Origin of the sequence: Collimonas fungivorans (assembly GCF_028292705.1) — a bacterium.
GTDB classification, from domain to species: Bacteria; Pseudomonadota; Gammaproteobacteria; order Burkholderiales; family Burkholderiaceae_D; genus Collimonas; species Collimonas fungivorans_B.
Map to the genome: position 1 here is coordinate 1 of NZ_JAQGLV010000095.1, position 11,133 is coordinate 11,133.

Below are 11,133 nucleotides of genomic sequence, written 5' to 3' on the forward strand. Positions count from 1 at the left end.
TCGACAACGTGCCGGTCAAGCCGCAGCGCGTCTACGAAGAAATGAACCGCGCCTTCGGCCGCGATACCTGCTACGTCAGCACCATCGGCTTGTCGCAGATCGCCGCCGCCCAGTTCCTGCACGTGTATCACGCTCGTCACTGGATCAACTGCGGCCAGGCCGGCCCGCTGGGCTGGACCATTTCGGCAGCGCTCGGTGTCTGCGTCGCCGATCCGAAGCGTGATGTGGTGGCAATTTCCGGCGACTACGACTTCCAGTTCATGATCGAGGAGCTGGCGGTGGGCGCCCAGTTCAACCTGCCTTACCTGCACGTGGTGGTGAACAACTCTTACCTCGGCCTGATCCGCCAGGCGCAGCGCGGTTTCGAGATGGATTATTGCGTGCAGCTGGCGTTTGAAAATATCAATGCGCCGGAACTCAACGGTTATGGCGTCGACCATGTCGCGGTAGTGGAAGGATTGGGCTGCAAGGCGATCCGTGTCACCGATCCGAACGCGATCCAGGATGCATTCGCCCAGGCCAAGCGCTGGATGAAGGAATTCCGCGTGCCGGTAGTGGTGGAAATCATCCTGGAACGCGTCACCAACGTTTCCATGGGCACCGAGATCGACAACATCAACGAGTTCGAAGAACTGGCGACGCAGCGCAGCCATGCACCGACTTCCGTGTCCTTGCTGGACTGACCTTTCAGGAGAAACGACATGACAAAACTAGCCGCCAACCTGACCATGCTGTTCACCGAGCTGTCGTTCCTGGACCGCTTCGATGCCGCAGCCAAGGCGGGATTCAAGGGAGTGGAATTCCTGTTCCCGTATGCGTTCCGCGCCGAGCAGATCGCCGACAAGCTGGCCACCAACGGCCTGGAACTGGTGCTGCATAACCTGCCGGCTGGCAACTGGGAAGCCGGCGAACGCGGCATCGCCTGCCACCCGGACCGCGTCAGCGAATTCCAGCAAGGCGTCGACGATGCGATCCGCTACGCCAAGGTGCTTAACGTCAAGCAGCTGAACTGCCTGGTCGGCATCGTGCCGGCCGGCGTCAGCGCCGAACTGGCGCGCGCCACCGTGGTCAGCAACCTGAAATTCGCTGCCGATAAATTGCAGGCCGCAGGGATCCGTTTGCTGATCGAGCCGATCAACAGCTTCGACATCCCGGGCTTCTTCCTGACCGGCACCAAGCAAGCGCTGGACCTGATCAAGGCCACCGGTTCCAGCAACCTGTTCGTGCAGTACGACATCTATCACATGCAAAGAATGGAAGGCGAGCTGGCCAATACCATCAAGGCCAACCTGGCGCAGATCAAGCATGTGCAGCTGGCCGACAATCCGGGCCGGTTCGAGCCGGGCACCGGCGAAATCAATTACCACTACCTGTTCAAGTTCTTGGAAGAGATCGGTTACGACGGCTGGATCGGCTGCGAGTACAAGCCGAAGGCCGGCACCGTCGACGGCTTGGGCTGGCGCGCTGCGCACGGTCTTTAAGCGCGTTCTCTAACAGCGGCAGACATTTTTAAAAATTACGGAGAAATATCATGGCAAAAATCGGCTTTATCGGACTCGGCATCATGGGCGCGCCAATGGCGGAAAACCTGCAGCGCGGCGGCCACAAACTGTACCTGCATGACCAGAAGAACCCGCCGGCAGCGCTGATCGACGGCGGCGCCACCGTCTGCACCTCCGGCGCCGAAGTCGCCAAGCGTGCCGACGTCATCATCATCATGGTGCCGGACACGCCGCACGTGGAAGCGGTGCTGTTCGCCGAAAAGGGCGTGGCTGAAGGCCTGACCGGCGGCAAGGTCGTGATCGACATGAGCTCGATTTCGCCTATCGCCACCAAGGGCTTCGCCAAGAAGATCAACGCGCTGGGCTGCGAATACCTGGATGCACCGGTGTCCGGCGGCGAAGTCGGCGCCAAGGCGGCATCCCTGACCATCATGGTGGGCGGCTCCGAAGGCGCGTTCAACGACGCCAAGCCTTTGTTCGAACTGATGGGCAAGAACATCACCCTGGTTGGCGGCAACGGCGACGGCCAGACTACCAAGGTAGCCAACCAGATCATCGTCGCGCTGAACATCCAGGCGGTGGCCGAGGCCTTGCTGTTTGCTTCCAAGGCAGGCGCCGATCCGGCCCGTGTGCGGCAAGCCCTGATGGGCGGGTTTGCGGCGTCGCGCATCCTGGAAGTGCATGGCGAACGCATGGTAAAACGGACTTTCACTCCAGGCTTCCGCATCGAACTGCACCAGAAGGACCTGAACCTGGCCCTGCAAGGCGCCAAGGCGCTGGGCGTATCGTTGCCGAACACCGCAGTGGCGCAAGAGCTGATGAATTCCTGCGCTGCCCACGGCTTGAGCGGGCTTGACCACTCGGCGCTGTGCCGTGCGATCGAGATCATGTCCAACCACGAAATCGCCAAGGCCTGACCAAGGCGTAACCAAGAGGTAAGATTGTTGCCTGAACTGGCGGATCGGAACGCGCGGCGCTCCGGTCCGCAAAATATGTTATCGTTTTATAAAAACAAGCCAGCTGATAAAAGCTGCGGTCGCACCACCATAAATACAAAAATTTTCGAGACACTCTGCTTCATAGATCAAGGTATAACAGCATGACTACCGCGAACAGCATCAAACCTCGCCAACTCCTCCTCGATATGTACCAGGCCGCGGTCGACGCCGTCAGCGCCGCCAAATGCCTGCCCGAATACCTGGCCAGGATTCCTGCGCCGAGCGGCAAGGGGCGCACGCTGGTGATCGGCGCCGGCAAAGGCGCGGCAGCGATGGCCAAGGCGGTGGAAGATCACTGGCAGGGTGAGATATCCGGCCTGGTGGTGACGCGTTACGCCCACGGAGCGGACTGCAAGCGGATCGAAGTGGTGGAAGCTTCTCATCCGGTGCCGGACGAAGCCGGCCGCAAGGCAGCGGCGCGCATGCTGGAGCTGGTCCAGGGGCTGACTGCCGACGACCTGGTGCTGTGCCTGATCTCCGGCGGTGGCTCGGCCCTGCTGGCATTGCCGGCGCCAGGCATTTCGCTGGAACAGAAACAAGCGATCAACAAGGCCTTGCTGAGAAGCGGCGCCAATATTTTTGAAATGAACTGCGTGCGCAAGCACCTGTCCGCCATCAAGGGCGGGCGGCTGGCGCTGGCCTGCGCGCCGGCGCGGGTAGTGACGCTGATGATTTCCGATATCCCGGGCGACGATCCCGGCATCATCGCCAGCGGCCCGACCCTGGCCGATCCGACCACGTGCGCCGACGCATTGGCGGTGCTGCGCAAATACAATATCGAAACCCCCGAAGCGATCCTCAAGCATCTGGAATCCGGCGCCGGCGAAACCGCCAAGCCCGGCGATCCACGCCTGGAGCGCAACCAGCATTATGTGATCGCCACCGCGCAAGACGCTCTGGATGCCGCCGCGGCTACCGTCGTAGCTGCCGGTCTGACCCCGTATATCCTGTCCGATGAAATGGAAGGCGAAGCACGCGACATCGGCCTGGCGCATGCGGCATTGGCGCGCCAGATCGCACGGCGCGGGCAACCGTTCAGCAAGCCATGCGTGGTGATTTCCGGCGGTGAAACCACGGTCACCGTGCGCGGCAAAGGCCGCGGCGGCCGCAATGCCGAATTCCTGCTGAGCCTGGCGACCGCGCTGGACGGCTTTCCCGATATCCACGCGATTGCCTGCGATACCGACGGCATCGACGGCTCCGAAGACAACGCTGGCGCCATCTACCAGCCTGATTCCATGCGCAAGGCGGCGGAACTGGGGCTGCGTCCGCGCGCCATGCTCGACAACAATGACGGCTACGGTTTTTTCAGCGCGCTGGGCGACCTGGTCGTCAGTGGGCCGACGCGCACCAACGTCAACGATTTCCGCGCCATCCTGATTCTCTGATTGCGCCGGACCCGACTTCCCAAATCATGAAAATGCTGCGTCTGCCGCCATTCCAGGCGGGCGCAGGTATTCCCGCCGCTCAACTGGCCGATCTACCGGTCGCTCTTCTACAGAAAGCTCATCATGCGCCGTCAACGTAAAGCAAAAATCGTCGCCACGCTCGGCCCCGCCAGCGCCGACCAGAACACCATCCAGGCCTTGTTCGAAGCCGGCGCCGACGTCTTCCGTTTCAATTTCAGCCACGGCACCCACGCCGACCACCAGCAACGCTACGACATCGTGCGCGCCGTCGAGAAAGCCGTCGGCCGCCCGATCGCCATCCTGGCCGACCTGCAAGGACCGAAGCTGCGCATCGGCACTTTCGCGGACGGCAAGATAGCGCTGCAAGCCGGCCAGGAATTCACGCTGGACCGCGACACCACGCCCGGCAGCAACCAGCGCGTGTGCTTGCCGCATCCCGAGTTGTTCGAGGTGATCGCCGGCGGCCAGTCCTTGCTGTTGGACGACGGCAAGGTGCGGCTGCAGGTGCTGAGCTGCAACGGCCAGGCTATCCACACCCGGGTAATCAACAGCGGCTCGCTGTCGGACCGCAAGGGCGTCAATGTGCCGGATGCGGTGTTGCCGATTCCGGCGCTGACCGAAAAAGACAAGCGCGACCTGAAGTTCGCGCTGGAACTGGGCGTCGACTGGATTGCACTGTCTTTCGTGCAGCGGCCGGAAGACGTGCTGGAAGCGCGCGCCCTGATCGGCGACCGCGCCAGCATCTTGTCGAAACTGGAAAAGCCGGCGGCGCTGGACCAGCTGGATGCGATTGTCCAGGTATCCGACGCCATCATGGTGGCGCGCGGCGATCTTGGCGTCGAACTGCCGCCGGAACGCGTGCCTGGGGCGCAAAAGCGCATCTTGCGCGTCTGCCGCCAGCACGGCAAGCCGACCGTGATCGCTACCCAGATGCTGGAATCGATGATCACCTCGCCGGTGCCGACCCGCGCCGAAACCTCGGACGTCGCCAGCGCCATCTACGACGGCGCCGATGCCGTGATGCTGTCGGCCGAATCGGCCAGCGGCGCTTATCCGCTGCCGGCGGTAGCGATGATGGACCGCATCATCACTGAAGTCGAGCGCGACCCGCTGTACCAGAACATGCTCGACGCACAACACGAGTCGCCGCTGCCGACCCGCAGCGACGCCATCTGCTCCGCCTTGCGCGATGTCACCCGCATCATCGGCGCCAAAGCCACGGTGACCTATACCAGCTCCGGCCACACCAGCCTGCGCGCAGCGCGCGAACGGCCGATGACGCCGATCCTGAGCATCACGCCCAAGCTGTCGACGGCGCGCCGGCTGGCGCTGGTGTGGGGGGTGCATTCGACCATCAGCGACCAGGTGCATAACGAGAGCGAAATGGTGACTGCCGCCTGCCAGACCGCCGTCAAGGAAGGTTTCGCCAAGGCCGGCGACCAGATCGCCATCACCGCCGGCATGCCGTTTGGTGAAGCGGGCAGCACCAACCTGCTGCGCTTGGCGGAGATCTGGCCGCAGTAAAACTGTTTGCCGATGAAACAAAAAAGGCCATGCTGATGCATGGCCTTTTTATTTGCGGGATCGCCTGAGGCGGCGAGCGGCAGGCTACTTTTGGCGCGGCGCCAGCAGCAGTTCCTTGGTGAAGTTCAGCTGTCTTTTACGGGCCTTGTCGTCATTCAGGTCCCACAGCAGCGACTGCGCCAGCTGGAAGCTGTACAGGGTAAACGCCCGGCTGTTGGCCTCCGCTTTGCCAAAGCCCATGCCCTGGAAGCCTTTGCTGTAGTAGGTAAGCCGCTGCTGGTCGACCTCGCGCACCGCTTGCCGCGCCATGTCGTCGCGCCGCGACCAGGCGCGGATGGCGAACTCGATCATCGCCGCACGGCGCGCGGTGAGGCCGTGGAAGGGCAAGGCCAGCACTTCGTCCAGTACTTCCTCGGCCGAAAATACGCGCCCCTCGAATGTGCGCAGCACTTGCGTCGTGGTCCTCTCATGCCACCTTTTCAGTAGCTTGGAGAGCAGGTCGTTCCTGTCCTTGAAGTGGTAGTAGAAACTGCCCACCGTAATACCCAGCTCGCGCGCCAGCGATTCGACCCGCACGGCGTCGATGCTTTTGCTGATCAGCAGTTCGGTTGCCGCATCGATCCAGTCGTCGGGGGACAGGATTTTTTTTGTTTTCGCGCGGCGTGGTGATTCAGGCATTGTTTCCTCGGACGACACTCCAGTTTCTCCCCTGATACGGCATGTTGTACAAACCGGGGCGCCCGCGCCTGCCGGCTGCGGATCCTGGTGCGAGGCGACCGGCTGCACTTCATTATAGTTCATGCTTCCCGCGAAGAATCGATGGCCGCACCGCAATAAGCGATCGTCCTGGTTGCCGTCAAAAGACGCCGGATGATAAAAATAGGGTACCCTATGTTTAAATAGGCTTGCCTATGTTAGAGTGCATCAGGCAGATGACCGCCTGCGATGTCAGATTGATATTTTTAGCAGGAAAATGAGACGCCGCCGCAGAGCGGTGCTTCGTTGAAGTGGCAGGAAACCGAGGATGCTGGCAATGGAAAGGAGAAATCCATCAGGTAATCCAGAACGTGGTTTCATTAGGGCCTGTTCCCACTTGATTTGGGAGATGCGTTCAAAGCAAAACGTGTGCTGGCAAGGCGCGTGGCGCAGCTGGGGCTGGCCGCCCCAGCAAGCCATGCAACGCGGCCAGCGCACATTTTGCTTTGAACCCTCCGGGAACGGCTGCAGGCGTCACATGCCGTTGTTGCGACTCCTTGCCGTAGCACCGCTACGTCGCGTCGTCGCGCCTAGGCCTGCAACGCCTGCCGCGCGTTCGCACTCCCAAATCAAGTGGGAACAGGCCCTAGTAACGAGTTCATAAAAATTTTCGGAGATACATAAAATGAAAAAGCAATTCTTGCAATGGCTTGGCGCCGCTCTGGTCGCCTTGGCCGTCCTGCCGGCGCCGTCCTGGGCGGCTACCGGCTACACCCAGACCAAATACCCGATCATCCTGGTGCACGGCTTGTTCGGTTTCGACAAGATCGGTCCGGTCGAGTATTTCTATGGCATCCCTGAAGCGCTGCATGCCGACGGCGCGCAGGTTTACGTGGCCGAAGTGTCGGCTGCCAACAGCACCGAAGTGCGCGGCGAACAGTTGCTGACTTATGTCAAGCAGGTGCTGGCGGCTACCGGCGCTTCCAAGGTCAACCTGATCGGGCACAGCCACGGCGGCCCAACCATCCGTTACGTCGCCTCGGTGGCGCCGCAGCTGGTGGCATCAGTGTCCAGCGTGGCCGGCCCTAACAAGGGCGCGGCGGTGGCCGATATCCTGCGCGGCGTGGTTGCGCCAGGTTCCTTTACCCAGGCAGTGCTGGGATCGGTTGCCAACGGTTTCACCAAGCTGATCGATGTACTGTCGGGCGGCGGCAATCCGCAGGATTCGGTAGCGGCACTCGATTCGCTGACCAGCGCAGGCATGGCCAAATTCAACCTGGCGCATCCTGAAGGCTTGCCTGCAACCGCATGCGGCGAAGGCGATTACCAGGTGGGCGGCGTGTACTATTTTTCCTGGAGCGGCGGCCAGCCTCTGACCAATATGCTTGATCCTAGCGACGGCAGCATGGCCCTGCTTTCGCTGGCATATGGCGGCGCCAAGAGCGACGGCCTGGTGAGCAGCTGCGGCAGCCACCTGGGCCGCGTGATCCGCGACAACTACGGCATGAACCACCTGGATGAAGTGAACCAGGTGCTTGGGCTGGTGAATATTTTTGAAACCAGTCCGAAGACGGTCTATCGCCAGCAAGCCAACCGCTTGAAAGGCCTGGGACTGTAAACATGCAAATCCGACATCCATTTGTCTGGATCGGGGCGGCGGCTTTGGCCGCCGCCATTGCCGTGCCGCTGCTGATGACGCGTGAGGAACCTCCAGCGCCAAAAGCCGCCGCGCAAGCCGACCTGTTTCCCTTCGTGCGCTCACTGCAAGGAACCCGCCCCGATGGCGACATCAAGGTTGCCGCCGGCGACGTGCTGGTGGTCGACGCTCAGCTGGTGGACTTGTTTGACTATTACCTGAGCGCCATGGGCGAGAAACCGCTGGCTGCCATCCGCAAGGAAATCGAACATGAACTCGAACGGCGCCTGACGCCGAACGCCGCTGGCGAGGCCAAGCGCCTGCTGGGGAATTACATCGAATACAAGACCGCGCTGGTCGAACTGGATAAAAATCCGCAGCTGGGCGGCAACGGCCTGGCGGCGATCCGGCAGCGCATGGAAAAAATGCAGGAACTGCGCGCCCGTTTTTTCAGCCCGGTGGAAAGCAAGGGCATGTTCGGTTCCAGCGATACCGAAGACATGGATACGCTGGCAAGAATGGAAATCGGCCAGGACAAATCGCTGAGCGAGGCGCAGAAGCAGGCAAAGCTGGCCGCGCTGGACGCCGCCTTGCCGGCGTCGTTGCGGGAAGCGCGGGCAGCGCCCCTGAAAATAGTCAAGCTGGAGGATAGCGCTGCCAAGATGCGGCAGCAGGGCGCCAGCGAAGACGACGTCTATCGCATGCGGGCGGCAGCCCTGTCGCCTGAAGCGGCGGCGCGCATGGCGGAAGTCGACCAGGGCGAAGCGGCCTGGAAAAGCCGGATTAGCGCTTACCTGGCAGAACGTAGTAAGCTCAGCAATGCCGACGCTATCGCGGAATTGAGAAACAGGATGTTTGATGCCAATGAACAAAAACGCCTGCCTGCCTATGAAAAATGAGCCCCATGAATAAGCTGCCTCCGCGCCGGGTCGCCATCGTCGGTGCCAACCGGATTCCGTTCGCGCGTTCGAATACCGCCTATGCGGAACTCAGCAACAAGACCATGCTGACCGACACCCTGCGCGGCCTGGTCGGCAAGTACGGACTGGCGGGCGAACTGCTGGGCGAAGTCGTCGGCGGCGCGGTAATGAAACATGCGCGCGACTGGAACATGCTGCGGGAATGCACGCTGGACAGCGGCCTGCATCCGGCCACCCCGGCTTACGACATCCAGCAAGCCTGCGGCACCGGGCTGGAAGCCGCCATCCTGGTGGCCAACAAGGTCGCCCTGGGACAGATCGAGGCCGGCATAGCCTGCGGCGTGGATACCACCTCGGACGTGCCGGTCGGCGTCAATCCCGGCCTGCAGCGTGGCTTGATGAAGCTGAATGCGGCGCGCAGCAAGGGCGACAAGCTGATGGCCATGCTGCGCCTGCTCAAGCCGTCTTACCTGATTCCCGAAATTCCGGCCAACGCCGAGCCGCGCACCGGAAAATCCATGGGCCAGCATGCGCAGATCACGGCCGCGCGCTACGGCATCAGCCGCGAGGCGCAAGACGAGTTGGCCCTGGCCAGCCATGTCAACCTGGCGCAAGCTTACGATGAAGGTTTCTTCGACGATCTGGTAATGCCATACCACGGCCTGGCGCGCGACAATAACCTGCGCACCAATTCCTCCCTGGAGCAGCTGGCCAAACTGAAGCCAGCCTTCGACCGGCAAAACGGCACGATCACCGCCGCCAATTCTTCGCCGCTCACCGACGGCGCTTCCGCCGTGCTGCTGGCGTCGGAAGAGTGGGCGCAGAAAAAAGGCTTGCCGATAATGGCTTACCTGGTTGCCGGTGAAGTCGCCGCGGTCGATTTCATCGACGAGCACGAAGGTTTGCTGATGGCACCGGCCTATGCCATCCCGCGCATGCTGCGCAAGCACCAGCTGGCCTTGCAGGATTTCGATTTTTACGAAATCCACGAAGCCTTTGCCGCGGTAGTGCTGTGCACCCTGGCGGCCTGGGAGTCGGCCGATTTCTGCCGCGACAAGCTTGGGCTGGAACAGCCGCTTGGCGCCATCGACCGCACCCGGCTCAACATCAAAGGCAGTTCCATCGCCACCGGCCATCCGTTTGCCGCCACCGGCACGCGCGTGGTGGCGACACTGGCGAAAATACTTGAGCAGGCAGGCAGCGGCCGTGGCCTGATCTCGATTTGCGCTGCGGGCGGACAAGGCGTCACCGCAATATTAGAAAAGTAGAGAAAGCAGTATTCATGTCCGACCTGTTAATCAAATTGTCCGGCAGCCGGTTCGGCGCCGGCGTCGTCAAGCTGTTGGGATTGCCGACGCCGGTTGAGCTGGCGCGCAGCGAAGGGCCTTATGCAGAACAGCCGCTGGCGGGAAAAAAAATCCTGCTGGGCCGCTCGCAGAATGGCTATGCCATAGACCGCCTGTGGCAGGTCGCGCGCGATGCCGGCGCCGTGCCGCTGGAAACCGCCGATGCCGGCCCTGAGATCCTGATCATGGACGCGACCGGCTGCACCAGTCCGTCCGACTATCGTGCGCTCTACGATTTTTTCCACCCGCTGATGCGCTCGATAGCGCGCAACGCCCGGGTGCTGATCGTGGCAGCTCTGCCTGCGGCAAGCGGCGACCCGATAGCAGCGGCAACGGCGCGCGGCATCGAAGGATTCAGCCGCTCGCTGGCCAAGGAACTGGGACCGCGCGGCGCCACCGTGAACCTCGCCTATGTCGCCAGCGATGCGATTGATCGCCTGGCGGGCGTCGTGCGTTTTTTTTGCGGCGTGCAGACAACGTATGTGACCGGACAAGCGATGCATGTCACCTCCCGGGTGGCTGCACCGGCGTCGCTGGTTTACCACGGAGCGCTCAAAGCCAAGGTGGCGCTGGTGACCGGAAGCGCGCGCGGCATCGGCCAGGCAACTGCGGAGCGGCTGGCGCAGGAAGGCGTGCAAGTGATCTGCCTGGATATCCCGGCGGCAAGCGCGGCCTTGCATGAGACTTGCAGGGCGATCGGCGCGATACCGCTGCTGCTGGACATCGCCAGCCCGGATGCGCCGCGCCAGCTGATGGTTTTTTTCAAGGAACGATTCGGCCGCCTGGATATCCTGGTGCATAACGCCGGCATTACGCGCGACAAGACCCTCGCCAACATGAAAGAGCAGTCCTGGGACCAGGTGGTGGACATCAATTTCTCCGCCGTGGCGGCGATCGACCGCATGCTGCTGTCGGAAAATATCCTGCGCGACCAGGCCCGGCTGGTGTACCTGTCGTCCATCAGCGGCGTGGCCGGCAATTTCGGACAGACCAACTATGCGCTGACGAAAGCGGCGCTGATCGGTTATGTCGCGGCGCAGGCGCCGTTGCTTGCCGGGCGCGGCATTTGTATCAACGCCGTGGCTCCCGGTTTTATCGAAAC

The 11,133-nt window shown here is 62.0% G+C and carries 10 protein-coding genes; 9 read left to right on the forward strand and 1 reads right to left on the reverse strand.

The genetic code is table 11. The annotated features are described in order from the left end of the window. From JWQ61_RS04790 to pyk, 5 genes are all read left to right on the forward strand, one after another. Window positions 1-683, forward strand: a 683-nt coding sequence (locus JWQ61_RS04790) for a thiamine pyrophosphate-dependent enzyme (protein ID WP_304359510.1), incomplete at its 5' end; no start/stop codon positions are given. A gap of 18 nt (window positions 684-701) precedes the next feature. Next, window positions 702-1,481, forward strand: coding sequence for a hydroxypyruvate isomerase (hyi, locus tag JWQ61_RS04795; protein ID WP_120234677.1), 780 nt, complete (start codon window positions 702-704; stop codon window positions 1,479-1,481). Between the two features lie 50 nt (window positions 1,482-1,531). Next, the gene (locus JWQ61_RS04800) at window positions 1,532-2,419 is read left to right on the forward strand and encodes a 2-hydroxy-3-oxopropionate reductase (protein ID WP_304359511.1); all 888 of its coding nucleotides are present in this window, start codon (window positions 1,532-1,534) and stop codon (window positions 2,417-2,419) included. Window positions 2,420-2,601: 182 nt separating this feature from the next. Beyond that, window positions 2,602-3,888, forward strand: a complete 1,287-nt coding sequence (locus tag JWQ61_RS04805; RefSeq protein WP_304359512.1) for a glycerate kinase — start codon at window positions 2,602-2,604, stop codon at window positions 3,886-3,888. 123 nt (window positions 3,889-4,011) lie between these two features. After that, window positions 4,012-5,433, forward strand: coding sequence for a pyruvate kinase (gene pyk / locus JWQ61_RS04810; RefSeq protein WP_304359513.1), 1,422 nt, complete (start codon window positions 4,012-4,014; stop codon window positions 5,431-5,433). A gap of 84 nt (window positions 5,434-5,517) precedes the next feature. On the opposite strand, the gene JWQ61_RS04815 is transcribed toward pyk, so the two are convergent. Beyond that, a complete protein-coding gene (locus tag JWQ61_RS04815) occupies window positions 5,518-6,111 on the reverse strand; it encodes a TetR/AcrR family transcriptional regulator (protein WP_304359514.1) in 594 nt (197 codons plus the stop codon). 703 nt (window positions 6,112-6,814) lie between these two features. Here JWQ61_RS04815 and JWQ61_RS04820 point away from each other — a divergent pair. The 4 genes from JWQ61_RS04820 to JWQ61_RS04835 all read left to right on the forward strand — a co-directional run. Next, a complete protein-coding gene (locus JWQ61_RS04820; protein WP_304359515.1) occupies window positions 6,815-7,747 on the forward strand; it encodes a triacylglycerol lipase in 933 nt (310 codons plus the stop codon). Window positions 7,748-7,749: 2 nt separating this feature from the next. Further along, window positions 7,750-8,664, forward strand: a complete 915-nt coding sequence (locus tag JWQ61_RS04825; protein WP_304359516.1) for a lipase secretion chaperone — start codon at window positions 7,750-7,752, stop codon at window positions 8,662-8,664. Between the two features lie 5 nt (window positions 8,665-8,669). Further along, a complete protein-coding gene (locus JWQ61_RS04830) occupies window positions 8,670-9,953 on the forward strand; it encodes an acetyl-CoA C-acetyltransferase (RefSeq protein WP_304359517.1) in 1,284 nt (427 codons plus the stop codon). Between the two features lie 14 nt (window positions 9,954-9,967). After that, the coding region (locus JWQ61_RS04835; RefSeq protein WP_304359518.1) for an SDR family NAD(P)-dependent oxidoreductase at window positions 9,968-11,133 on the forward strand (1,166 nt) is incomplete at its 3' end.

Bases quoted from the DNA above. Each gene is read 5' to 3' on its own strand.
- hyi (WP_120234677.1), top strand. From the start codon at position 702: ATGACAAAACTAGCCGCCAACCTGACCATGCTGTTCACCGAGCTGTCG.
- JWQ61_RS04800 (WP_304359511.1), top strand. From the start codon at position 1,532: ATGGCAAAAATCGGCTTTATCGGACTCGGCATCATGGGCGCGCCAATG.
- JWQ61_RS04805 (WP_304359512.1), top strand. From the start codon at position 2,602: ATGACTACCGCGAACAGCATCAAACCTCGCCAACTCCTCCTCGATATG.
- pyk (WP_304359513.1), top strand. From the start codon at position 4,012: ATGCGCCGTCAACGTAAAGCAAAAATCGTCGCCACGCTCGGCCCCGCC.
- JWQ61_RS04815 (WP_304359514.1), bottom strand. From the start codon at position 6,111: ATGCCTGAATCACCACGCCGCGCGAAAACAAAAAAAATCCTGTCCCCC.
- JWQ61_RS04820 (WP_304359515.1), top strand. From the start codon at position 6,815: ATGAAAAAGCAATTCTTGCAATGGCTTGGCGCCGCTCTGGTCGCCTTG.
- JWQ61_RS04825 (WP_304359516.1), top strand. From the start codon at position 7,750: ATGCAAATCCGACATCCATTTGTCTGGATCGGGGCGGCGGCTTTGGCC.
- JWQ61_RS04830 (WP_304359517.1), top strand. From the start codon at position 8,670: ATGAATAAGCTGCCTCCGCGCCGGGTCGCCATCGTCGGTGCCAACCGG.